A 25161-nucleotide genomic window follows, 5' to 3' on the forward strand; every position below is an offset into this window, starting at 1 on the left:
GCGAGAGGAGGTGAACCACGATGTCCCAGCACTACGAGAGCGAATGGCTGGCGCAGGTACGTCAGCACTGGGCGAGGATCGACACCAAGCCGACGAAGAAGCGGAAGAAGGCTTGGGACGAGGCGTTAGTTGCCCCGTCCGAAAAGGAGCTCGAAGCACGCGAAGAGAAGGCCGCGGACCGCGACTGGCTGTATATCGAGCAGCGTCGCGAGGTCTACTCGACGGTCAAAATGGCTTGGGACATTGTGGAACGCTCCGGGGTCGTCGGCCTTGTGGAGCAATGGCGCATTGAGGACGGACTCATTACGAACCGGGGTGGGCGGCCAAGGAAAGTGAGCATCCACGCGGCATTGACGCTCTGGCTTCTGCTGGCTATCCAGCGCGAGGCGCAGCACTTTCAGGACATGGGCCGGAAAATTGCGTTCGGTCTGACTCCTGCCATCTGGGAGCTGCTCGGCCTAGAAGAAGAGGAGTTCGACGTAAAGGACAAGCGCCAGCGTCGCTGGATTCGCGAGCGGTGGGCAGACCGCGTTTGGTACACGATCTGGGTGACCCGCGAGACCATGGAGCCCTACCCGGAGATTCGACTGCGAGAGCGCTACACCGTCGGCGAGTGGCTCGACTTGGTCCCCGGTGGACAACTCGACGTTAACGATGACGAAGAGACTGCGGCTTTCCGCGAGAAGCGCCGCGCACGCGGAACGGAGTTCACGAATCGCCTTATCTGGGCCAGTGTGGAACTCATGGACCCCGAGGCCTTCGCCCAGTGGGACGGCACGGTCGCCGTTGACGGCACATCGCTCCAGGTGTCCCGGCGAGGCACCCCGGCACGCAAGCGGATGCAACAGGGGTCTGTTCCAGACGACGCTCTTGTGGCTTCGACCCCTGTGGCTGGCTGGCACCACAAGGAGACCACCGACCATGACGGGGAGAATCCGGAGGTTAAGGGTGGAACCTACGTATGGGGTTTCGAGGCGACCATCGCCGCGATGACCGGGCCGGGGTTTGCGAAACGGGGCGGCAACCCGGGTTTGATTCTCGGCATGGGCTTCCACCGTCCGGGTGTGAACCCTACCGAGCGGCTCTGGGAGTCGCTCCAGAATGTCACTGAGAGGCCGGAATTACCCCGCGGTTTCATGCTCTTCGACCGTTTGTACCCAGCGCAAAAGCCGGAGGGCATGCACATTCCGCTGCGTGAAGAGGGGTATGACCTCGTCTTCGACTACAAGGACAAGCAGCGTGGACTCCAAACTGTTTTGCCGTCCGGCGCGGTGGTCATTGACGGCGGACTCTACTCGCCGGGAATCCAGTCTTTCCCTGGTCTCATAGACCCGCACTCCGAGTACGAGGCTGGCGACATTGACCACGAGACGTACATGGGCCGATTGGAGGGGCGGAAGAAGTTCGCGCTCGCCACAAAAGGCACGACGAACGAGAACGGCGACCGTCGATTCCGGTGCCCGGTCAAGGCTCCAGGCGCGGCCCTTGCTTGTGCTCTCGTGGCACGAGGGGACGAGAAGCCCACTGCTAAACAACGACTCGAACTGACCGTCAAGGACGTATCTGGCTTCTCTGCTGCACCACCCGCGATTTGCCGACAGGCTTCGGTGACTATCAAGAACAGCGTCGAGGACGGTGCCCGGTGGCTCCAGCAGGGTCCCGCGTACGGCACCCCGGAGTGGCAGGATGTGTACGGTCAGCGCAACATGATTGAAAGCCGCAACGACAAACTCAAGAATGCCCGCGGCGTCGGCATTGGCGACTCAACTATGCGCCTCATGCGGGGGTGGGCAGGCCAGCTGATTGCGACCGCGATTTCGTGCGTGGCCGTGAATGTCTTACTTCTCGCGTCCGACTCGTCCTGGTTTGACGAGAGCGGCGATGACAATGACCCGACACCGCGCGGCGGTCGCGATGACCTCGAACGCAAGAGGAGTGAGAAGTCAATCGCCGGTACGTTCCCGAACGCCCCGCCAGTCGCCGCGTAAACGCAGGCCGCAAGCCACCAGAAAAAGAGTTCTGGAGGGCCGCGGCCTAGAAGTCGTGTTCGAATAGCAAAAATCGCCCGGAAATCGGTCTTAATCTGCCGATTTCCGGGCGTTTGGCGTTCGGCGAAGCTCTTTTTACCAGCGGGTTCCGTCGCGACTTGCTGAAAACAAAAGTAAAGGGGGTTCCGGTGAAAGTTTTCCGAACTCTTTCGAAAAGTTCTCCGAAACCCCCCGAGCTGGTGGTGCCCCAGGTGAGACTCGAACTCACACTGGACGGGTTTTGAATCCGTTGCCTCTGCCAATTGGGCTACTGGGGCGTGCTGGTTAAGAATAGCGCAGCGGGATTCAAGGACGAAATAAGGGCGCTGTCAGGGGAGAACCCCGGGTGCCGTGCCGCCGCGGATCACCCCGCCAGGGGAAGGTCGGGCACTCGGTAGAGTGGGTCGCTGTGAGTGAGAACAAGAAACGACTTCTGCTTATCGACGGCCACTCAATGGCCTTCCGCGCCTTTTACGCCCTCCCGGCGGAGAATTTCTCCACCTCCGGCGGGCAGCACACGAACGCGGTGTACGGGTTCCTGTCGATGTTCTCCAATATTCTGGCCGAAGAGCAGCCCACGCACGTGGCAGTCGCCTTCGACATCGGCCGGCAGACATTCCGCACAGAGCGCTTCCCGGAGTACAAGGCGCAGCGCGCCGCCGCACCGGAAGAGTTCAAGGGTCAGGTTCCGATCATCCAGGACGTGCTCGGGGACTTGAGCATTGTCACACTCACCAAAGAGAACTACGAGGCCGACGACATCCTGGCCACGCTGACCACCCAGGCGCAGGACGAGTTCGAGGTGATCATCGTCACCGGCGACCGCGATTACCTCCAGCTGGTCAACGACGCAGTCACGGTGCTCTACCCGACGCGCGGTGTGTCTACCCTGACGCGTTTCACGCCCGAAGAGGTGGAGAAGAAGTACGGGCTGACTCCCGCGCAGTACCCGGACTTCGCGGCGCTGCGCGGCGACCCGTCCGACAACCTGCCTAATATCCCGGGCGTGGGGGAGAAGACCGCTACCAAGTGGATTGTCCAGTACGGAGACTTGAATTCGCTCATCGAGCACGCCGAGGACATCAAGGGCAAGGCGGGCAACGCGTTCCGCGAGCGCATCAAGCAAGTCCAGCTCAACCGGGAGCTCACCCAAATGGTCCGCGACCTCGAGCTGCCGGTTAGCCCCGACGACCTCGAGCTCAAGCCCGCGGACGTCACCGCCGTCGCGACGGCTTTCGACGATCTCGAGTTCGGCGTCAACCTCCGCGAGCGCGTCCTCGCCGCAGTCCCCACCGACGTCGCCGTCCCCGAGACCGCGGCGGAGGAACTGCCGGAGCTCACTATCGACGACGAACCTCTCGACTCCTGGCTCGCCGCCCGTGAAGGTCAAGGCCTCGCCCTTTTCGTCACGGGCGACGCCACTCCGGGGGCGGGGGACGCGTGGGGTGTGGGGGTCGTCGATAAGCAGCGCCACGGAGTGAGCAAGCGGTTGAGCGACCTGTCCGCAGCCGAGGACTCCGCGCTGAAGACGTGGCTCGAGTCCGACGCGCCAAAGTACCTGCACAGCGCGAAGGCCGTGTGGCACATGCTGCGCGGACGCGGAATTAGCCTGCGGGGCATCGCGCACGACACGGCTATCGCCGCGTACCTTCTGCGTCCCGGTCAGCGCACGTACGACCTCGCCGATGTCTACCAGCGCCACCTGCAGCGCCAGCTTTCGGCACACACCGACCAGCTGAGCTTGCTCGACGAGGACACGTCTGACGTCGATTCGGCACTTGCCATCCTCGAACTGTCCGCGGCGCTTGCCGAGGAACTCCGCGCGATCGATTCGTACGAGCTCTACGCAGACCTCGAGCTGCCTCTTTTGAGAATTCTCGCGGAGATGGAGGACACCGGCATCGCGGTCGACGTCGACGTCCTCGAGGAGCAGCTCGCCGAGATCGCGCAGAAGGTCACCGACGCCGAAAACACGGCGCGCTCGCTTGTCGACGAACCCGACCTCAACCTCTCTTCCCCCAAACAGCTCTCCGTCGTCCTCTTCGACAAACTCGAGCTGCCTAAGACGAAGAAGACCAAGACCGGCTATTCCACCGCCGCGAAAGAGATCGAGGCTCTGGCCGCGAAGAACCCGCACCCGTTCCTCGACCAACTGCTCGCGCACCGTGAATGGCAGAAACTCAAGTCCACGATCGAGGGCCTGATCAAGACAGTTCAGGACGACGGCCGCATTCACACCACCTTCAACCAGACCGTCGCCTCCACCGGGCGTTTGAGCTCCACAGAGCCGAACCTGCAGAACATTCCCGTCCGCACCGAAGCTGGACGCCGGATCCGTTCCGCGTTCACCGTCGGCGACGGCTACGAATGCCTGCTCACCGCCGACTACTCCCAGATTGAGATGCGCGTCATGGCGCACCTGTCCGAGGACCCCGGCCTAATCGAGGCGTACAAGGAAGGGGAGGACCTACACAACTTCGTCGGCTCCCGCGTCTTCGACGTGCCTATCAGCGAAGTCACGCCCGAACTGCGTCGCCGCGTCAAAGCCATGAGCTACGGCCTCGTCTACGGTCTCAGCGCCTTCGGCCTGTCCAACCAGTTGAGTATCCCGGCGGGCGAGGCAAAGAAGATCATGGAGGCCTATTTCGAGCGTTTCGGCGGAGTGAAGCGCTACCTTGACGACGTTGTCGAGCAAGCCCGCCGCGACGGCTTCACCTCCACCGTCTTCGGACGACGCAGGTACCTGCCGGAGCTCACCTCCGACAACCGCGTCGCCCGCGAGAACGCCGAGCGCGCCGCACTCAATGCGCCGATCCAGGGCACCGCCGCAGACATCATCAAGGTGGCCATGATCCGCGTCGACGCAGCCCTCGCCGGTGCCCGCCTTAACGGTGAGCCTCTCGCGTCCCGAGTTCTGCTCCAGGTCCACGACGAACTCGTCGTCGAAGTCGCGCCCGGCGAGCTGGAGCAGGTCCGTGCGATCGTCGAGGAAGAAATGGACCGCGCCATCTCCCTTAGCGTCCCCCTCGAGGTCTCCGCCGGAACCGGCTCCAACTGGGACGAAGCCGCGCACTAGCCGTCGCGCAACCCCGGGCAACAGAAAACTGGCGCAGCTTCCCGTGAGATTCGGGGGCTGCGCCAGTGTTGTTTCTATTGTTCTCCTTGGGCCCTAGATCTTCGTCGAGCCCGATCCGGTTGCAGGCCCAGACGCACTTCCGGAGCTATCAACGTCAGCGGACTCGAGGTCCACTGCGCCTTCAGCGTCCTCGAGCTCGGACTCCAAAGCTTCGCGGAACTCTTCGTTGTCGAGACTGGACTCTTCCGCGAGCTCCTCGAGCGACATGTCCGCGAACTCGCTGTCCGGGTCGAGGTTTTCCTCGTCGGACATGAGGTCCACCGCCGCGGTGCGCAGCTCGCTTTCGCGGTCCAGGAGATCGCGGTAATGGAAGTACTGGTACACCAGCACAGCAATGACGAAGAGCCCGAGGTAGCCCAGGATCGGGTAGAGGTTAGCCACCAGCGGCTTGAAACCAATGAACGACAGGACGAAGCCAATAAGGCACGCTGCGACGTAAACAGCGTAGAAACGGCCCGGGTTGTTGCGCGTCAGGCGCTTCGCCAGCGCGTAGATCATGCCCAGGCACGTGTTGAACACCATGAGGAAGATGACCCACGTCATCACCTGGCCAAGGATCGGGTTGATGTTGAACAGCACGGTAAGCAACGGCATGTCGTCGCCGTTGACGGCCTTCGCCTCAATGAAGAGAGTGACCACCAGCAGCGCCAGCATCGCCGCGTACAGGAAGCCTGCGATCAATCCGCCGATGCGCACCGATTTGTTGTCGAAGTGGTCGCCGCCGATCACGATCGCCATGGACACCGTGCACAGCGCGTTCAGACCCGTGTGGTTCAGTGCACCGAGCCACCACGCCGGGGCTCCGGCTGCGCCTTCGACATTCGCCTGAGTCCACTCGCTCTGAGCGGAGAAATCGACGCTGGCGTGCGTGAACGTCCAGATCGACGCGATGAGCACGAAAATGATCAAAAGCGGCGTGACCAAGCCCAGCACGACGGAGATCTTGTCCACGTCCAGCCGGCCCACCAACAACATGATGGCCAGCATCAAGACGCCGCCGACCCAAATCGGCCACCCGTACGCCTGCTCTAAGTTCGAGCCGGCGCCCGCAAACATGACGAAGCCGACGCTGAACATGCACGCGATCGCCGACCAGTCCATGATCTTCGAAGACAATCCGTCTGACACCTCGCCGAAAACGCGAGTGTGCTCCGTCGCCTGGAAATACGAGCCGAAAGCGAGAAAGGCCACTGCGGCAAACGCCATGACAACGCTCGCGAGAACGATGCCCCACATGCCTTTTTCGCCGTAGGAGACGAAGTACTGGAACGCCTCCATACCGGATGCGAAACCGGCGCCCACAACGACGCCGATGAACGCGAAACCGATCCCGATACCGCGCTTCAACATAAAAACACCACCTATGCGCCCGCGGGCGCTATCAAATTTGGTTGACTGTATAAGGGTAATGCTATTGCTGAGCAAATGCTCAATGCGTGCCGCAGCTCACTGCGCCGACGCACCGGACCAAAGTTTGCTCGAGCAGGGGAAATGGACTAGTCTCGCTAGGGCGTATCTACGCTGTCCGCGAGGTCACGGTCGTAATAGGAGGGCCGCCCGCGCTGGAAGCGAGATCGAAATCCCAGCTCTGACACGGCGTGCCGTGCTTTGGCTGTGCCTTTAGGTAGTTGCTTGAAGGTGGGGCAGGAGATGATGAAAGGCTCGTCGATAAGCTGCTTTTTCGAGAGATGCGCTCATGTCCAATTGCTATCTCCTATCCATTTCGGAGCAACATAACCTATGCCCACTTCTACTACCCCGCAGGTTGCCATCAACGACATTGGCAGCACTGAGGATTTTCTCGCCGCAGTTGACGCCACCATCAAGTACTTCAACGATGGGGATATCGTCAGCGGCACCGTCGTCAAGGTCGACCACGATGAGGTCCTCCTCGACATCGGATACAAGACCGAAGGTGTCATCCCGACCCGCGAGCTCTCCATCAAGCACGACGTCGACCCCGACGAGGTCGTCGAAATCGGCGATGAGATCGACGCACTTGTCCTGACCAAGGAGGACAAGGAAGGTCGCCTGCTTCTGTCCAAGAAGCGCGCCCAGTACGAGCGTGCCTGGGGCACCATCGAAGAGCTGCAGAAGAACGACCAGCCGGTCACCGGCACGGTCATCGAGGTCGTCAAGGGCGGCCTCATCCTCGACATCGGTCTGCGCGGCTTCCTGCCCGCATCCCTCGTCGAGATGCGCCGCGTCCGCGACCTGGACCCGTACATCGGCCAGGAGCTCGAAGCCAAGATCATCGAGCTGGACAAGCACCGCAACAACGTCGTTCTGTCCCGTCGCGCGTACCTCGAGGAGACCCAGTCCGCAGTCCGCTCCGACTTCCTCCACCAGCTGGAGAAGGGCCAGGTCCGCAAGGGTGTCGTTTCCTCCATCGTCAACTTCGGCGCATTCGTCGACCTTGGCGGCGTTGACGGCCTCGTCCACGTGTCCGAGCTGTCCTGGAAGCACATCGACCACCCGTCCGAGGTTGTCACCGTCGGCGACGAGGTCACCGTCGAGGTTCTCGACGTCGATCTCGACCGCGAGCGCGTCTCCCTGTCCCTGAAGGCCACCCAGGAAGATCCGTGGCGCGTCTTCGCCCGCACCCACGCTGTGGGCCAGATCGTCCCGGGCAAGGTCACCAAGCTCGTCCCGTTCGGTGCGTTCGTCCGCGTCGAAGAGGGCATCGAGGGCCTCGTCCACATCTCCGAGCTGGCACAGCGCCACGTTGAGGTTCCGGACCAGGTCGTCGGCGTCGGCGAAGAGGTCATGGTCAAGGTCATCGACATCGACCTCGAGCGCCGCCGCATCTCCCTGTCCCTCAAGCAGGCAGACGAGGACTACTCCGAGGAGTTCGATCCGTCCCGCTACGGCATGGCCGACTCCTACGACGAGCAGGGCAACTACATCTTCCCGGAGGGCTTCGACCCGGAGACCAACGAGTGGATGGAAGGCTACGACGAGGCTCGCCAGGAGTGGGAGGCTCGCTACGCCGAGGCCGCCCGCCTGCACGAGGCTCACACCGCTCAGATCGAGCGTCACCGCGCTGCCGCCGCAGAGGCCGAGGCAGCCGGCGAGGGCGAGACCAACTACAGCTCCACCTCCGGCGAGGCTGCAGCTCCGGCAGCACCGTCCGCTGGTGAGGCTGAGCAGGGTGGCTCCCTCGCCTCCGACGAGCAGCTCGCCGCACTGCGCGAGAAGCTCGCAGGCAACTAACGCCGCCAATCAAGGCCCGCACTTCGGTGCGGGTCTTTTTGCATGCTTATCGACGCCCCGCCAACCTTTCATGGAACCTTCCCTTTCCCCATGTCAGGAACGTCTTTCGGTTTCGTTTATCCACAGAACGCTGACACGTCAACGCAGTTATCCACAGGTTACGGGCTGGGTGCTTTCCTTCGTGGTTGTCGGGTTTTAGCGTGTGGGGCATGACTTCGTTTGACGTGTTCCTCGGCTCGATCACGAGTCCCATGGATGTCCTGGCTGGTTTTGACCGTCAGGTTGCTCGTGACGCCGGCGTCAAACCCGCCACTGTTGATGAGTGGGAGCGTGTCCACACCATCTATTTCGGCACAACCCGGTTCACCCGTCAGCAAGCCCATGCCATCCGTATTGCTCGGGAGACGGGGAAGTCTCTGGATCAGTTGGTGTTGATCGAAAACCAACTCAAAGCAGTCACACCGGCCAGTGAGACGTGGCGGCTCCGCCTCGCGTTGTTGTCCGTGCACGGGGACTACAACACTCTGCGCCGTCGGGCGAAGACCATCATTCCCGATCCCGATCAGGACACACCCGCCCCGGAGTCGACGGTCCGGTTCAGCACACCGAAGAAAGGCAAACGCTCCTTTACCGCCACGGGTGACGCTAGTTTCATCGCCGCCTTGGAGTACGCCTTGCGCCGGAATCTGGATCCGAATCGTCCGGCAGGCCCACAAATGTACGAAGCACTGACCGACATTCTGCGTGGTGAGGGTGGTGTGGCTGATGCTGTACCCCGCCCACTGGTGGTGGTGCCGCTCGCAGAGCACACGAGGATTCTGCGTGGTGAGGGCAACGACACCATCCTGGGACTGTCTGACGGCACCACCATGACAGGTGCGGAGTATTTGGCTCGGTTCCATGGTGAGGATCTTGAGGTGGCGGTGTTCCATCCGCAGGCGGGTGCGGTGAACCTATACGACACGAAACGTTTCGCCAATGCGAAGCAGCGTGACCTGGCCCGAGCAACACTCACAACGTGTCCTGTGCCGGGGTGCCGGCACGCCGCGGATCATTGCGAGGTGCATCATGTCACCGCGTGGTCACGCGGCGGGCAGACCAACATGGATAACTTGGCGGTGGTGTGCAGGTATCACAACCGCACCAACGATGATGACCCCACCCGCCACCACCGGGGACGGGTAGAGATTAGGGCAGGGACCCCGGTGTGGGTATCACCTAGGGGGCGACTGAAGCGTCCTGGTTTTTGTTCCGCTTATTTAACGCCCAACGTTTGAGCGTCTGATCGTTGATAGTAGGCGTCCTCCATCTCCTGTGGAGTGATATATCCCAGGGATTGATGAAGTCGCTGGTTGTTCCACCAGTGCACCCAGCGAAGGGTGGCGATCTCGACTTCACCGACCGATGCCCACGGCCGGTGGGGATAAATCAGCTCTGTTTTGTAGAGCCCGTTGACCGTTTCAGCCAACGCGTTGTCATAGGAGTCGCCGACGGTGCCGACAGACGGATCGATACCTGCCTGGGTGAGCGCTTCACCGTAACGGATCGAGACATACTGCGAGCCGCGGTCACTGTGGTGGACAAGCCCTTCTGAGCGAAGATCACCAGCGTGATACAGGGCGTGCTCAAAGGCCTCCAACGGCAGTTCATCGGTACGCATGCTCGCCCGAGTCGCCACACCGACGATCTTCCTGGAGTACACATCGGTGATAAACGCGGTGTAGGCAAAACCAGACAAGGTGCGCACATAGGTGATGTCAGCGACCCACAACCGGTGCGGCGCGGGTGCAGTGAAGTCACGGTTGACCAGGTCAGGGCGGCAATCCGGCACGTTGGCCCGAAGCGTTGTCATCGGTGTGCGGCCACGCCTGCGGCCTTGAATACCAGCTTGCTTCATCAAACGCGCGGTCTGATCACGACCGATGTTCCAGCCGGCGCGCTGCATAGCCTTCCACATCTTGCGGACCCCGTAGACGCTGAAGTTGTCCTCGTAGACCCTCACCAATTCAGGAATAAGCAGCGCATCTGACAAACTCCTCGCCGACGGCGCTCGTGCTTTCGCTGCTCGGTAACCGCGAGAGGTGATGAACCCACATTCTGTCTCTTTCAAGGTGCGACAGATAGCCTCGACCCCGAAGCGATCGCGATACGCATCGATGTATTCGATCATCTTCTGGTGGGACGGTCGAGTTCCGCCGCGAAAAAAGCTGACGCGGTTTTCAAGATCTCGTTAGCCCTGCGTAGCTCCTTAATCTCTTTCCGGAGCCGCTTCAGCTCGTCAGCCGCTGACTCGCCGGCGCCAATCTCAACATCGGACGAGGCCATATTCGGCTTCAACCAATCGTTGAGCGTGTGCGCTGGAATGCCGAGCTTTTCACCGATCTCTACGGCTGCACCCCATTTCGAACACCCTTCGAGCTCAACGAGATCCTCAGCCAAACGCACTGCCTTGGCCTTGAACTCGTCACTGTACTTCCTTGGCATGATTCCAATCCTTCTCTAGAAATGATCGGAACTAAACCCAGGACACTTCACGACCGGCGGCGAACACCACCCACCAATACGGTGCGATGCACCTACTGTTCGGAAAACAACGAGAATAACCCGAACCATACGGCAACCGCGGTAGCGGGAAGAAGCCAGAAGCTGCGGAAGTAGCCGCGCGTCCGAGGCGCGAGCTGAAATAGCCGGAACAGCCGGGACGGCCGGGGGCGAAGCACGCCCTGCGGCCCTATCGGCATGCGCGGAGTACGGACGCATGTGTGTGGCTCAGGGGCGCAGACTCTAAGAGTCTCTCTGGTTGTAGCGTTCGACTAGGCGCTCGATGAGTTCGTCGGTAAGCGTTGCGTCGGAGAGAATTAGGTCGAGCATGTCCGCGTGCATGGCCTCGGTTTCGGCGGGGTCGGGTTCGGAGGCCTCCGCGTCGTAGGAATCGCCGGAGAGGTCGACACCGATTCCCTCGAAGAGGCTTTCCTCGTCCGTGGGATTGCCGTGCTGGGCTGTGTCGAGCATCTCGGAATCGATGACGGGGAACTGGTTGGTGAACTCCGCGAGGAACTCGTCCGCGTCGCTGCGGGCGTCCGCCGGCCGTTTGCCCTTGCGGATCTCAGCCTCGATACGACGCTGCAGCGCCTTCTCCATCTGCTTGTGCCGCCAGGAACGCATACTCTTGGGCTCCAGTCCTCGGGCTACCGCGCGGGAGCGGTGCTCGGCTTTCCGGGCAAGGGAAGCCACCTGCGTGGCAGTCGCATTCACCGTTGCGTTGACAGGAGCGAACTCCGGGTCCTGGCTGATACGCCAGTTGCCGTAGTAGCCGAAGAGGAACAGGACGTAACTAGCGATTGGTCCGAGAACCATGGATAGCGCAAGGAAACCGGTGGCGTTTCCGATGAGAACGATCACGGCGCACGCTACCGCCGGAATCACCGTCGGCTGGTTGCCGCCGAACACGCTGGGCTCGCGGCCCGTGACCACGTCGCGGATCATACTGCCGCCGGTGGCGGTGAACACGCCCATCATGATGGTGGGCAAGACGGGCAGCCCGTACTGGATGGCTTTAGACGCACCCGTGGCGGCCCACAGAGCGGAAACAAGAGCGTCGCCATGGGATTGAAGGAACTCCCACGCGCGGCCTTTGAAGTAGGTGAACCGGGCGATCAATGCTCCGGTGAACGCCAGGATCAGGTATTCCGGTTGGCTCATGGCGGCGACGGTGCCTTGGTTGATCAGGACGTCGCGAAGCATGCCTCCTCCAAGCGCCGACAGCATGGCGATGAAGAAGAACCCCACGATGTCGTAGCCGCGCTGCCGTGCGAGCGTGCCACCGATGATGCCCATCAGCAGTACGCCGGAGACATCCATCCATTGGTAGATAGAGCTGATGAGCGGGTCGACCTGGTCCACAGACATAGGTGGAAATTGTAGAGGTGGCCCGTCGGTGCGTCAGAATGGAGGCGGGTGGGATGGAAAACGGAGCGCCAAAGGGGGCGTTTAGGCGACGTACTTCTTGGTTTCAGCGAGCCAGGTCTCGAGTTCGCCTGCGTTCTCCCAGAGGTCGTAAAGCTCGGAGCCTTCTGGGCGGATTGCTTGGGTGGCGCGGTGGCGGATCCAGCGCCGGTCGTCGAGGGAGAAGGGGTAGCGCAGAGCGGCGGCGTGGTCTTCGGAGGGGACGTGGCCTTTGAGAACTGCGGCGAGCGCGATGACGGATTCAGCTTCGTCGGTGCCCAGAGGCCCGCGGCCGCAGTCGAAGCGGAATTGGTCCATGCGGAAGGAGCCGTCTGCAAGCGCGGCGACGGCGTCCACAGCGGGGTCGTTGTCGAACGGCCCGATGTCCCATGTTCCCATAGCGGGACACCTTAGGCAGCTCAGGTGAATGGGACGTAGCGTGTCTTTGAACGTTGTTCGACGAATGGGCTAAAACTGGCGAATCTTTTCAATGAGCCTTTCAACCTGTGGTTTCAGGTCCGTTTCTGCACCGTTGTTGTCGATGATGATGTCGGCGGCGGCGTTGCGCGTGTCGGCGTCGATTTGCTGGGCGATCCGGGCGCGGGCGTCAGCTTCGTCGAGGCCGCGCGAGGCGGTGAGTCGCCGGACGCGTTCTTCCGCGTCCACGTCGACGACGACTGTGAGGTCCATGTCTCGGTGCATGCCGAGTTCCACGAGTAGCGGCATGTCGTAGACCACGGCAGGCTCGCCCGCAGCTTCGGCTGCCGCGAATCGACGCTCGGATTCCGCGCGGATAGCCGGGTGGGTGATCGAGTTCAGCTTTTCAGTCGACGGCTTATCGACGAACGCCCTCCTCGCCAACTCCCCCCTGTCCAACGAACCGTCCTCGGCGATGAGGTCCTCGCCGAACGCGGCGGCCACATCGTCCAGCACAGGTGAGCCGGGCTCCATGATTTCCCGGGCGATCTTGTCGGCATCGACCACAACGAAGCCGTGTTCCGCCAGCAGCTTCGCGACGGTCGACTTCCCGCTCCCGATCCCGCCCGTCAGCCCGATCTTCCTCATGATCTCCGAATTCCTTTCACTCGCTGTGTTGGTTTGGTCTCCAGCTGGGCGAGCCAATTGTGCCTTTCAATGGTGTCCCTCAACTACACCCAGCAGTTACGCCTGCTTGGCGCAGAAGTCCCAGAACATTTCAGAGGCGCGGGCAATGTTCGCGCGGAATTCCTCCGGTTCCTCGGCAGTGTCGACGTTCCAGGAGACGCAGAACTCGGCGTCCTCGGGGAGCGGGGTGTAGGAGATGCCGAAGCCCTCGGGAAGCGTCGGTGCGAAGCAGTAGCGGACGATCTGGTTCGCGCCGCCGATGGAGGTGGTGGACAGGAAGTCCCGGCGAGCGGCGGTCGCTGCGTCGTCGGTGAAGAAGGGGTCGCTGCTGTCGATGGTGGCCATCATCTGGATGTGGCGGTCGAAACCGTTGCCCGACTTGCAGCGCTTCACCCAGCCGCGGTGGGCGTTGAGGGCGTTCTGGAGGTCGTCGGGGGTGGCGGTGGCGTCGATAAGCTTCTGCGCGAAAGTGACGGCCTCGGGCGTGGCGGCGCGCAGGCACTCGGTGCGTCCGGCGCAGAACTCGCGCATGTCCACCGCTTCATAGACAGCACGCACGCGCCCGTAGGTGAGCTGTTGCGCGATGTGCATGGTCAGCTGGGCGGACGCGTCGCGGCTGATCTTGAACGGCAGGTTCGCGGGCAGGCTGTGGGGCACGGTGATGATGTCGGTGGCGAGTTTCGCCGCCGCGTCGCGGAAGTCCTCGAGCCGCGCGGTGATGTCCTGGGTCGTGGGGTCGTCGAGCTCCCAAGTGAGCTCCTCCGGGGTCGCTTGGGCGTTGGAGCCGTCGCCGAGCTCTGCGTTCTGCATACGTGTGATGGCGGTGACCAACGTCGCACCGTCCTGGCAGGAGTGCTCGACGTGGACGGCGATCCAGTCGCTGCTGAGGCTGATCTGGTAGCTCAACGGCTTGTATGCCCACGCGCCGCGGGGAGCGAACGTGGCTTCGCGGATGCGCTCGGTGTCGCTTTTCGCGCCCGCGTCTGCGTCCGCGTCCGTGAGAGCTGAAGCGGCTGTCTCGCCGTCCTGGAGGTCGACGGTGAAGAGCATGTCCCGCAGACGGTCGTAGATGGCGTTGTTGCTGCCTTGGGAGAGCATCGTAGGCAGCAGATCCGCCAGCACCTCCGAGCCGAGGAGGGACGGCGCGTTGAAATCGAAAGCGCCGGTAGCACCGGAGCGGGCGAGCTGCTGGACCTGCTCGATGCCGGCGCGCACAGCGTCAGCGGAGAGGAGCGTGCCGTCGGCGTCGCTGATCGGGAGAGCGAAGAGGCGGCCGTCGACGAACACGCCGATCTCGCGGGACGCTGCGCCGAGCTCGGTCGGAATGATGGTGTCCTCGTCGGCTTGGGGGTGGCGGATGCCGCCGGCATAGACGAACCACTGGTTCATGGTGATGCGGTTGCCGCGGGCATCCACGTCCTCGGGGGTCTCATCGGCGGCGGCAGCCAGGTGGACGGTGGCGGCGCGGCGGATGAACTCCACGGCGCGGTCAAGTCCGCCGGGGCCGGCAGTGTCATCGGCGTCGTCAGCGGCCGGAAGCGCGATCTGGAAGCCGACGTTCGTGGACAAGGGCAGGGGGGAGCGGGTGGTGAGGTAGGAGGAATACCATTCGTCGTTAAGCCAGTTGGTGCCGGCTGCCTCCCGCTCGGATGCGCGCTCCCGCAACGCGGCGTCGAGCTGCGGGCCAGCGCCGGTGCGGAAGTTCTCGACGACCTCTCGGGCGCGGTCGAGCTCGGTGCCGCTCAGCACCGCCGTCAGCGCGTGGTTGTAGGCGTCGAGCGTGTCGTGGAGCGGCGGGACCGGCAGCGGCTTGAGGTCGGTCGTTGCGGGGTGGGGAGTGGGGTATGCCACGGAGTCAGCCTCCTATGTGTCGCCTGCGGTTTTACTCTCCCCACCTTACCTACGGCGCACAGGCCGCTTCGTTAGAGCGACGGGATATTCGCCAGCAGACTCCGGGTGTACTCGTGCTGCGGGTTGTTCAGGACATCGTCGACAGGCCCGTCATCGACGATGACCCCCTTGTTCAGCACGGCAACGTGGGTGGAGATGTGCCGCGCGAGCGCGATGTTGTGCGTGACAAACAGCAGCGACAGCCCACGTTCGTGGCGGAGCTCTGCGAGCAGCCGCAGAATCGACGCTTGGACGGACACGTCGAGCGCCGAGGTGATCTCGTCGCACACGAGCACCGACGGCGCGTTGACCAGTGCGCGTCCGATCGCGGCACGCTGCCGCTCACCACCGGAGAGGTCGCCGGGGCGGCGGTCGTAGAAGCTGCGGTCGAGCTGCACGGATTCGAGGGTGTCCTCGACGATCGCGCGCTGTTCGCTCTTGGATAGCTCGCCGGCCATGACGAGCGGGACGCTCATCGATTCACCAATGGTGCGCCGCGGGTTGAGCGAGGAGAAGGGCGATTGGAAGATGTACTGGATGTCTTTCCGGTGCTCGAGCGTGCGGTCGCGGCTGGAGTGCTTGAGCTCCTCGCCGCGTAGGAGCACGTCACCGGTGTATCCGGGGTTGAGGCCGGCGATGGAGCGCGCGAGCGTCGTTTTACCGGAGCCGGATTCGCCGAGCAGCAGTGTGGACTCGCCGGCTTCGATCGCGAGGTTGATTCCGTGCAGGACCTTGTTGTCGCCGTACGCCATTTCGAGGTCGCGTACGCGCAGCAAAGGCTCGTTCGCAGAGCTTATCGACGCCTCCTCGGCCCCGTGCGCCTCCTTCCACGAGTCCGTCCACCTGTCGTTGCCCGCGATATCCTTTTCACCTTCCAGGTCGGGGATGGCCCCGAGCAATTTGCGGGTGTAGGCGTGCTTCGGGTTGTACAGGACGGCGTTGTATGGGCCTTCTTCAACGATGTCGCCGCGCAGCATGACGATGACGCGGTCGACAAGCTCGCCGACGACCGCGAGGTCGTGGGTGATGTAGAGGGAGGCGACGTCGTTCTTCATCGTCATCGACCGGATGGTCGTCAGGACGTGATTCTGGGTGGTCACGTCGAGTCCGGTGGTCGGCTCGTCGAGGATGAGCACGTCGGGGTACATGGCGAAGGCCATGGCGATGCCGACACGCTGCTGCTGGCCGCCTGAGAGCTGGTGCGGCCAGCGCGCCAGGTACTCGTCGGTGTCCGGCAAGTCGACGTCGCGCATGACTTCGCGGACGCGGTCGGCGCGCTCGGCAGAGCTCGAGCCGTAGCCGTGGATGTCCAGGACTTCGCGGATCTGGTCGCCGACGCGCATGGCGGGGTTGAGACTGAGTGCGGGGTCCTGCGGGATGTATGCGACGCGGGCGCCGCGCATGTCGCGGACCTCGTCCTCGCTGAGTGAAAGCACGTCGGTGGTCTCACCGTCGCGCGAGTGGAGGGTGACGCTGCCGTCCGTAATGGTCAGGCCAGTGCGCACGTGGCCGAGTGCGGCGAGACCCGCCGTCGTCTTACCGGAGCCGGACTCGCCGACGAGCCCGACGATCTCTCCGCGGTACAAGTCGATGTCCACGCCGTGGAGGATTTCCGTGCCGTTGTATGTGGCCATGCGCAGGTCCCGGATGCGCAGAACGAGAGTCTCATCGTTTCGCACCGGGGGAACGTACTCGCCTTGACCACCCGTCGTGGACCACAGCGAGGTCTTCTTCGGCTGTGCGCCGTCTGCGTTTATCGAGGTAGTCATGCCTACTCCTTCGACGCAGCGCTGCGGCTGCGGGTGTCTTCGTTGATGATTGGCTCCACCTTTGCTTGGCGGTCGCTCGGGACGGTTGCGCCGGTGCGCTTGATGGGGGTGGCGGTGGAAGCGGTGGCGCGTGCGGCGGCGTCGGCAAGCATGTTGGTGCCGATGGTCAGCAGTGCGATCGCGATCACCGGAAGCACGACGCCCCACGGCTGGATGGACAGGGCGATGCGGTTCTCGTTGATCATGAGGCCCCAGTCAGCTGCCGGCGGCTGGATACCCAGGCCAAGGAAGGACAGCGATGCGATGGAGCCGATCGAGTACGTCAGGCGCAGACCCGCCTCCACAGCCAGCGGGCCCGTGATGTTGGGGAGGACTTCCTGGGTGAGGATCTTCCAGTGGGGGACCGAGTACATCTGTGCCGCGCGGATGTAGTCCTCGTTGGTGACCGACTGGGTTGCGGAACGCGCCACGCGGGCGATGCGGGGAGCGTGCGTGAGTCCGATGACCAGGACCAGGACGGTGGCGGAGGGACCGAAAATGACGATGGCGAGCATCGCGAAAATCAACTGAGGGAACGCGAGCAAGACGTCGTTGATGCGCATGATGATCGCATCAGTCTTGCCACCCGTGTATCCCGCGATCATGCCCAAGATCGTGCCCACGACCATTCCCAGCACAGTGGCCAAGAAGGCAGTGATGAGCAGGATGAGCCCGCCGCCGATGAAGCGCGACGCGACCGATCGGCCGAGGTTGTCGGTACCGAAGAGTCCTTCGCTGGTGAATGGCAGGCCCAGGAATTCCGTGGTGGAGTAACCGGTGAGCTGTTCAGTGAAGAAGTACCCCACGACGGCGACGAGGAGGACCAGCCCGGTGAGGATCATGCCCACCTTGCCCTCAGGCTGAGCCCAAATGCGTTTGAGCAGTGGGTCGGGTTTGGACAGGGACGCTTTGAGTTTGTCGCCGGTGGCGGGCGCATCGGCCGCGCTCGTCTGCGCCTGGGAGCTCGCGTTCGCGGCGTCGGGTTCAGTTGCGGCGGCTTTGACAGCCTTGTCAGCCTTGAGCGACTCGGCGCCAGTGTTGTGCGGCTGGGTCATTAGTTGCTCCTTAGCTTCGGGTTGGCCATGATGCCCACGATGTCGGCGAGCAGGTTGACCACGACGTAGACAGCAGCGATGAGGAGGGTCACTGCTTGAACGACCTGGACGTCGCGGTAGTTGACGGCGTCGATCATGGCGACGCCGAGGCCGGGGTAGCGGAACAGGTACTCGACGACGACGATGCCGCCGGCGAGCCACGCGAGCTGGATGGCCACGACCTGTGCGATGGGGCCGATCGCGTGGGGGAGCGCGTGGCGGAAGATGACGCGGCGCTCGGGAACGCCTTTGAGACGGGCCATTTCGACGTAACCGGAATCGAGGGTTTCGATCATGGTCGCGCGTGTCATGCGGGCGATGTAGGGGCTGACAACAAGGGCGAGCGTGAGCGTTGGCAAGACCAGCTGCGACGGGTACGACCACACGGACGCCCCCGGCTGCGACATGGTCACCGCCGGCAGCACCTGGAATACCGAGGTGGCGAAGACGGTGACCAGCAGGATACCGATGACGAACTCCGGCATTGCCGCCAGGATCAAGGTGACCCAGGTGATGGCCTGGTCGCGGCGGAAACCGCGCCACCATGCGGCGTAGATGCCCACGAGGATGCCCAGCGGAATCGCGATCAGAGCAGCGAGCGCCATCAGCACGAGCGAGTTGACCAGCGGCTCACCGAGGAGCTCAGACACCGGTCCGCCGGTGGTGGTGGAAGTACCGAAGTCGCCGGTGAGCACCCCGCCGAGCCACAGGAAGTAGCGTTCGAAGGGGTTCTTGTCCAGGTTCATCTCGGCCTCGAGGGCGGCGATGCGCTCCGGGGTGGCCTGCTGGCCCAGAATGGCGCGGGCGGGGTCGCCCGGCAGGAGCAGCGTGGCGCAGAAAATGATCACCGAAACTGCCAGGAGAATGAAGATGCTCAAGCCGAGTCGGCGAGCGATGAGTTTGCCCATTGTCTATGCCTCCGCAATCCACATGTCGTAAAACAGCGCCTGTGACAGCGCCACACCGCTCGGGTGCGGCTTCGCGCCCACCACATAGTTGTGGTACGCGTCCACCTGGTGTGGGAAACCCCAAATGATGTAGCCACCGCGGTCGTAGAATTCGCGTTGGAGCTCCTTAACAGCTTCACCGCGCTCGCGGTCGTCGACAATGCCTCGTGCCTTTTCGACGCGCGCCGTGAAGTCCGGATCAGCCCAGTGCGTCTCGTTGAACGGGGCTTCCTCGGTAGCGCAGCGATTGACCTGCTCGAGGAAGTTGCGCGTGTAGTAGAAGGTCTGGGAGAAGGGGTAGGAGAGGTAATTCCCGTCGGCCCAGAAGGTGGTGGAGTCCACCTGGTCGATTGTCACCCGGATGCCAGCGTCGCGCACTTGCTCCGCGAACACCTGGGCGGCGCGGACAGCACCTGAGGCGATCTCGGACGTGGCGAGGGTTACATCGATGCCGTCGGGGTAGCCGGCGTCGACAAGCAATTGCTTCGCTTCCTCGATGTTTTGCTCGCGCTGCGGGAACTCGTGTGGGTACGCCGGATCGTAGAGCGCGAACATGTCGTTGCCGAGCTGGCCTTCGCCGGAATACACCTGGTCGACCATGCCCGGGCGGGCCACGGCGAGGCGCATGGCCTGACGGACACGCTCGTCGTCGAAAGGCTCGTGGTCGACGCGCATGGTGAAGGGAAGCCACATGCCCGTTTCGGAGCTGACCACGTGGAGTCGCGGGTCGGCCTCGATGACGCGGACCAGTGCGTGGTTGAGGGCGCCGATGCCGTCGACCTGGGAAGACAACAGTGCGTTGAGCATCGCGTCCTCCTGGTAGAAGTCCACGATCTCCACGCGGTCCAGGTTGGACGGGCCGAGGAAGTAGTGCTCGTTGCGCTCCAGGATGGTTTCGCGGCCGGGGGAGAAGTCGACCAGTTTGAACGGGCCTGCGCCGATCGGGTTCTTCGGATCGTAGTCCTCCGGGACGATGCCCATCTGGTACTCGGCAAGCGCGTCGGTCAGCGTGGCATCGGGGCGGGACAGGGAAATGGTCAAGGTGCGGTCGTCCACCACCGCCATCGATTCGATGTGAGCGATGGAGCCGGCGCCGTTCTTGGGGTCGTCGGGGTCGGCGACGCGCTCGTATGTGGCAATGACGTCTTCAGGGCGCAGGGGCCGGCCATCGGAGAATTTCAGGCCCGCCCGCAGACGGACCGTCCATTGCGTGGCATCCGCGTTCGGTTCCATGCTTTCGGCGAGTCGGTTTTCCAGCTCGTATTCGTATCCGCGGCGGACCAGCGGCTCGTACAAATTGATCACGCGGGCGGCGTCGCTGGCACTGGCGGGAATGTGGGCGTCGATGGTGTCGGCGGTGGATCCGCCCACGAGCCCAACGCGCAATGTACCGCCCTTGCGGGGCGGGCCCGACGTATCGATATTCTCTGCGGGCAGCGTCGGGGAGCACGCCGCGAGAGCAGTCGCAGAACCTGCAACTGCGGCGGCGCCCAACAACTGCCTGCGTGAAAGTTCAACCATTTCAATCGTTCTCCTTGGTGGTGTCAGCCACCGGGGTAGATGCGAACCATGTGCTCACATAGGCCGTGACTGCGTCGGCGGCTTCGGCGGGCGAAAGTGCTCCGGTCAGCATTTGCACGCCCAATCCGTCGATCATTGCCGTCACCGCATTGACCATGTGATCTGGGTTGGTTGCGGTGAACTGGCCTGCTGCCATCCCCTCCAGAACGATGACCCGCAGCTGCGCCTGCCAGCGGCCGTAAGCCACAGACGCTGCCTCTTTCGCGTCGGCGAAGGTCGGCGACGAGGACCAGAACTGCGCCCACGTGGTCCATTCGCGTATCGATTCCTCGGAGCCGTCCAACTGGACGCGGAGGAAGTGGATGAGTCGCTCGGACGGGTCCGTGATTCTCGGGCCGGATGCGCGCCGCTGTGCGGCTTCCCGGGCGCAGAGATCAAGGGTCGCCAGAAAGATGTCGTTCTTAGAGTGGAAGTAGTAGTGAACAGCTGAGGCAGACATGCCAGCAGCTTTAGCGATGTGCGCGATGGTGACGGAGTGGTATCCGCGTTCTGTGAACAGAGTCCAAGCGGCATTCACGATCCGGCTCTTTCGGGCTTCGAATTCCCGCGACGCCTTCGGGGGCGAATACACGCCAGCGAGCTCCCCAGCGGGATTTTCTGTGCCGTTGCGATCTGGATCGAGCGATTCAAGCGTCACCCCGGTGAGCTCGGCGAGGGCGCGTAGCTCTTGCGCGGTGAACCGTCTGACGCCTGAAAGCGACTTAGACAGTTTGCTGGAATCGATCCCGAGATGAGTCGCCACCTCACGATGCCTCAAACCGGAAGCTGAAATGGCCGCGCGTGCAGCCATTTGTTCTTTCGTTTGAGCCATAAGACCCAACCTTAGGTGAGGCTGGAAGAGCGTCGCAATAAATTGAATGCGAGTCAGCTAAAAAATCGCAAAATTTCTAGAACGGGAGCGCGGACTTTCCGCTGTCCACGATCACGCACCCGCGGGATACACTGGCGTGCATGGCTTTTGCTGCTGAACACCCCGTTTTGTCGCACTCCGAGTTCCGCCCTGTCGGCGAGGTGGAGCGCACCGAGAAACTGTTCAAGGTCGAGTCCGAATTCGAGCCGTCGGGCGACCAGCCGAAGGCGATCGCAGAGCTTGACCGCAGGCTGCGCGCGGGGGAGCCGGACGTTGTGCTCATGGGTGCGACGGGTACCGGTAAGTCGGCGACCGCGGCATGGCTGATCGAGCAGCAGCAGCGCCCGACGTTGGTGATGGCGCCCAACAAGACGCTTGCCGCGCAGCTGGCCACGGAGCTGCGCGAGCTGCTGCCGAATAACGCGGTCGAGTACTTCGTCTCCTACTACGACTACTACCAACCTGAGGCGTACATCGCGCAGACGGACACCTACATCGAGAAGGACTCGTCCATCAACGACGACGTAGAGCGCCTGCGCCACTCGGCGACGTCGGCTCTGCTCAGCCGACGCGACGTGGTCGTAGTCTCCTCCGTGTCGTGCATCTACGGCCTGGGCACGCCGCAGTCGTACCTCGACCGTTCGCTGCTGTTGCGCGTCGGCGAGGAGATCGAGCGCGACCGCTTTTTGCGCTTGCTTGTCGACGTCCAGTATGAGCGCAACGACATCGACTTCAAGCGCGGTACGTTCCGTGTGAAAGGCGACACCGTCGATATCATTCCGGCGTACGAGGAAGTGGCGGTGCGCGTGGAGTTCTTCGGCGACGAGGTCGATTCGCTGTACTACATCCACCCGCTGACCGGTGATGTGCTCCAGCAGCGCGACGAGCTGCGCATCTTCCCGGCGACGCACTACGTGGCCACCGAGGAACGCATGGAGAAGGCCATCGAGGCGATCAAGCTCGAGCTCGCCGACCGCCTGGAGGAGCTGGAGAACCGCGGCAAGCTGCTCGAGGCGCAGCGCCTGCGCATGCGCACCGAGTACGACCTGGAGATGATCCAGCAGGTGGGATTTTGCTCTGGCATCGAGAACTATTCCCGCCACATCGACGGGCGCCCGGCGGGGTCGGCGCCGGCGACGCTGATCGACTATTTCCCGGAGGACTTCCTGACCATCATCGACGAGTCCCATGTGACGGTGCCGCAGATCGGCGGCATGTTCGAGGGCGACATGTCGCGCAAGCGCAACCTCGTCGAGTTCGGCTTCCGTCTTCCGTCCGCGGTGGACAACCGGCCGCTGACCTTCGACGAATTCGAGGACCGCGTCGGCCAGACCGTGTACATGTCGGCGACGCCGGGCGATTACGAGCTGGAGGCCGCGGGCGGCGAATTCGTCGAGCAGGTCATCCGCCCGACCGGCCTGGTCGACCCGAAGGTCTCGGTCCGTCCGACCAAGGGCCAAATCGACGACCTCATCCACGAAATCCGCGAGCGGACGGAGAAGGACGAGCGCGTCCTGGTCACCACCTTGACCAAGCGCATGGCGGAGGACCTCACCGACTACTTCCTCGACAACGGGATCAAGGTGCGGTACCTGCACTCGGACATTGACACGCTGCAGCGCGTCGAGCTGCTCCGCCAGCTCCGCCTTGGGGAATTCGACGTGCTGGTGGGTATCAACCTTCTGCGCGAGGGCCTCGATCTTCCTGAGGTGTCCCTCGTTGCCATCCTGGACGCCGACAAGGAGGGCTTCCTCCGCTCGACCAAGTCGCTCATCCAGACCATCGGCCGCGCGGCCCGTAACGTGTCGGGCGAAGTGATCATGTACGGCGACAACATCACCGAGTCGATGCAGGAGGCCATCGACGAGACGGAACGCCGCCGCGCCAAGCAGATCGCCTACAACGAAGAGCACGGGATCGACCCGCAGCCGCTGCGCAAGAAGATCGCGGACATTCTCGACGAGGTCTACGAGCGCACCGACGAGGATGCACCCGAAACAGCCGAAGGGGCGAGCGCGATGCTCGAGGGCCGCGACACGTCGTCCATGGCGGCGGACGAGATTCAGAAGCTTATCGACGAACTGACCACCCAGATGACCAGCGCCGCCCGCGAGCTGAAATTCGAGCTGGCTGGGCGCTTGCGCGACGAGATCGCGGACTTGCGCAAGGAGCTCCGCGGTGTGAAAGAAGCGGGTATATAGTGGCCTGAAGAATGCTTGAGGGGCTAGAACCCTACTAGGACCGCTAGTAGCGGATACGGAAGGTGCACCATGGGAAAGAACTACAACACCGTCGTTGTCGGTACGGACGGATCCTCGTCCTCCCTGCTGGCCGTTGAGCGCGCAGCAGAGCTCGCCAGCGCTTTCGGTGCGAAACTGGTCATCGGCTGCGCTTACTACGAGTCCGAGGATGAGGTCTCCTCGACGCTGCGCCAGGATTCCAACACGATTCTCGGAGACGAGATCGCGCGGGCGAACCTCTCTTCCGCTGTCGAGCGCGCGCACGAGACCGGCGTGGACAATGTCGAGACCGCAGTGCGTCCTGGCACCCCGGTGGAGGCGTTGATGAGCATCGTCACCGATTACAACGCTGAGCTGCTCGTCGTGGGTAACCGCGGCATCAACTCTCTGACGGGCCGACTGCTCGGCTCGGTCCCGGCGGATGTCGCGCGTCAGTCCGACTGCGACGTGATGATCGTCCACACCGTCGCGTAGCACTCGCCGCTGGCCGACACAGCAGCTGACGAGGCCGCGCAACGCGGGCGCCGCGACGAATCGATTTAGCCGATCAATGTCAGGGTCTGCGTGGCGCGGGTGACAGCCACGTACAGGTCCTGCCACCCCTGTGGCGAGACATTGACAATCGCGTCGGGGTCCACCACCACGACATGGTCGAACTCTAGGCCCTTAACGTCGCCCACATTTTCCGCGGTGACCACGGCCGTGAGTCCGCCGCGGGGCTCGAGCTCCGCGCGCACCGCGTCCGGATCGGTGCCCGCGGGCAGTTCACGGACAGACTCGCCGGTGGAGCGAACTGTCACCGAAGGGGAAGCGCCGGGATCGATCTCTACGAGGACGCGGTCGGCGACCTCCATGATCTCCACTGGCGTGCGGTAGTTCACCGTGAGCTCGTGGAAGCGGAAACGCTCGCCGATGAACGGTGAGAGAGCCTCCTGCCACGTCTCCACACCGGCGGGGGAGGAGGTCTGGGCCGGGTCACCCACGATGGTCATCCACCTCGACGGGCAGCGCCGGAAGACCATGCGCCACTCCATCGGAGTGAGTTCCTGCGCTTCGTCCACGATGACGTGGCCGTACGCCCAGCTCAGGTCGCCGCGTGCACGCTCCGCGGTGGAGCGGATGTCGGTTTCGCGTTGGCGGCTCGCTAGAGTCTCGGCGTCGATGATGTCGTGGGCGGAGAGCACCTCGGCCTCGAATTCATCGTCGTCGGTGTCGGTGTTGGCCGACGACGCGAGGATGTCCAGCGCGTCCTCGGCGTCCGCGACGAGTTCCCGCCACTGCTTGTCAGCCTTCTCGGCTTCACCGGCGGGGGGGGGGGCGCCGGGG

The 25161-nt window shown here is 63.1% G+C and carries 18 protein-coding genes, 1 tRNA gene and 1 other annotated feature; of the genes, 6 read left to right on the plus strand and 13 right to left on the minus strand.

The window, feature by feature from the left end:
* The first annotated feature begins 20 nt into the window (after positions 1–20).
* Positions 21–1988 carry a hypothetical protein gene (locus tag CZ338_RS02755; RefSeq protein WP_087116741.1) on the plus strand — a complete coding sequence of 656 codons (1968 nt, stop codon included), beginning with the start codon at positions 21–23 and terminating at the stop codon, positions 1986–1988.
* A 240-nt stretch (positions 1989–2228) separates the two neighbouring features.
* Here the strand turns inward: CZ338_RS02755 and CZ338_RS02760 are convergent.
* Positions 2229–2305 (minus strand) — tRNA-Leu (locus CZ338_RS02760).
* A gap of 131 nt (positions 2306–2436) precedes the next feature.
* On the opposite strand from CZ338_RS02760, the gene polA reads away from it, so the two are divergent.
* On the plus strand, positions 2437–5103 hold the full coding sequence (gene polA, locus CZ338_RS02765; protein WP_087116742.1) for a DNA polymerase I: 2667 nt from the start codon (positions 2437–2439) through the stop codon (positions 5101–5103).
* A 93-nt stretch (positions 5104–5196) separates the two neighbouring features.
* On the opposite strand, the gene CZ338_RS02770 is transcribed toward polA, so the two are convergent.
* Entirely contained in the window at positions 5197–6513 is a 1317-nt protein-coding gene (locus tag CZ338_RS02770; protein WP_087116743.1) for a YkvI family membrane protein, read from the minus strand.
* A gap of 390 nt (positions 6514–6903) precedes the next feature.
* On the opposite strand from CZ338_RS02770, the gene rpsA reads away from it, so the two are divergent.
* Both rpsA and CZ338_RS02780 read left to right on the plus strand, forming a co-directional pair.
* Entirely contained in the window at positions 6904–8376 is a 1473-nt protein-coding gene (rpsA, locus tag CZ338_RS02775; protein ID WP_087116744.1) for a 30S ribosomal protein S1, read from the plus strand.
* 209 nt (positions 8377–8585) lie between these two features.
* On the plus strand, positions 8586–9653 hold the full coding sequence (locus CZ338_RS02780; protein ID WP_087116745.1) for an HNH endonuclease signature motif containing protein: 1068 nt from the start codon (positions 8586–8588) through the stop codon (positions 9651–9653).
* Here the strand turns inward: CZ338_RS02780 and CZ338_RS02785 are convergent.
* The 10 genes from CZ338_RS02785 to CZ338_RS02830 form a co-directional block, all read right to left on the minus strand.
* A protein-coding gene (locus CZ338_RS02785; protein WP_143341226.1) for an IS3 family transposase occupies positions 9632–10860 on the minus strand; the annotation gives its coding sequence in 2 pieces (ribosomal slippage) (positions 9632–10584 and positions 10584–10860; 1230 coding nt in all). The genes CZ338_RS02780 and CZ338_RS02785 overlap by 22 nt on opposite strands.
* Positions 10486–10585: a sequence feature (AL1L pseudoknot), on the minus strand. (Overlaps the previous gene by 100 nt.)
* Positions 10861–11160: 300 nt before the next feature.
* Entirely contained in the window at positions 11161–12285 is a 1125-nt protein-coding gene (locus tag CZ338_RS02790) for a trimeric intracellular cation channel family protein (protein WP_087116746.1), read from the minus strand.
* A gap of 81 nt (positions 12286–12366) precedes the next feature.
* A complete protein-coding gene (locus CZ338_RS02795; protein ID WP_087116747.1) occupies positions 12367–12720 on the minus strand; it encodes a DUF4259 domain-containing protein in 354 nt (117 codons plus the stop codon).
* Between the two features lie 69 nt (positions 12721–12789).
* Entirely contained in the window at positions 12790–13386 is a 597-nt protein-coding gene (coaE, locus tag CZ338_RS02800) for a dephospho-CoA kinase (RefSeq protein ID WP_087116748.1), read from the minus strand.
* A gap of 96 nt (positions 13387–13482) precedes the next feature.
* Positions 13483–15276, minus strand: a complete 1794-nt coding sequence (locus tag CZ338_RS02805) for a choline/carnitine O-acyltransferase (protein ID WP_087116749.1) — start codon at positions 15274–15276, stop codon at positions 13483–13485.
* 71 nt (positions 15277–15347) lie between these two features.
* Positions 15348–17084 carry an ABC transporter ATP-binding protein gene (locus tag CZ338_RS02810; RefSeq protein WP_204211820.1) on the minus strand — a complete coding sequence of 579 codons (1737 nt, stop codon included), beginning with the start codon at positions 17082–17084 and terminating at the stop codon, positions 15348–15350.
* A gap of 2 nt (positions 17085–17086) precedes the next feature.
* Complete coding sequence (locus CZ338_RS02815) at positions 17087–18178, minus strand: ABC transporter permease (RefSeq protein ID WP_204211822.1); 1092 nt, start codon at positions 18176–18178, stop codon at positions 17087–17089.
* The gene (locus tag CZ338_RS02820) at positions 18178–19125 is read right to left on the minus strand and encodes an ABC transporter permease (RefSeq protein ID WP_087116750.1); all 948 of its coding nucleotides are present in this window, start codon (positions 19123–19125) and stop codon (positions 18178–18180) included. Before CZ338_RS02820 ends, CZ338_RS02815 begins: the two co-directional genes overlap by 1 nt.
* A gap of 3 nt (positions 19126–19128) precedes the next feature.
* Complete coding sequence (locus CZ338_RS02825) at positions 19129–20685, minus strand: ABC transporter substrate-binding protein (protein WP_087116751.1); 1557 nt, start codon at positions 20683–20685, stop codon at positions 19129–19131.
* A 1-nt stretch (position 20686) separates the two neighbouring features.
* The gene (locus CZ338_RS02830) at positions 20687–21556 is read right to left on the minus strand and encodes a TetR/AcrR family transcriptional regulator (protein ID WP_087116752.1); all 870 of its coding nucleotides are present in this window, start codon (positions 21554–21556) and stop codon (positions 20687–20689) included.
* A 140-nt stretch (positions 21557–21696) separates the two neighbouring features.
* On the opposite strand from CZ338_RS02830, the gene uvrB reads away from it, so the two are divergent.
* Both uvrB and CZ338_RS02840 read left to right on the plus strand, forming a co-directional pair.
* Positions 21697–23796, plus strand: coding sequence for an excinuclease ABC subunit UvrB (uvrB, locus tag CZ338_RS02835; RefSeq protein WP_087116753.1), 2100 nt, complete (start codon positions 21697–21699; stop codon positions 23794–23796).
* A gap of 69 nt (positions 23797–23865) precedes the next feature.
* Entirely contained in the window at positions 23866–24309 is a 444-nt protein-coding gene (locus CZ338_RS02840) for a universal stress protein (protein WP_087116754.1), read from the plus strand.
* Between the two features lie 65 nt (positions 24310–24374).
* On the opposite strand, the gene CZ338_RS02845 is transcribed toward CZ338_RS02840, so the two are convergent.
* On the minus strand, positions 24375–25161 hold a 787-nt coding region (locus CZ338_RS02845; protein ID WP_162287294.1), incomplete at its 5' end, for an ATP-binding domain-containing protein.

Origin of the sequence: Corynebacterium urinipleomorphum, from assembly GCF_900155535.1 — a bacterium.
GTDB lineage: Bacteria > Actinomycetota > Actinomycetes > Mycobacteriales > Mycobacteriaceae > Corynebacterium > Corynebacterium urinipleomorphum.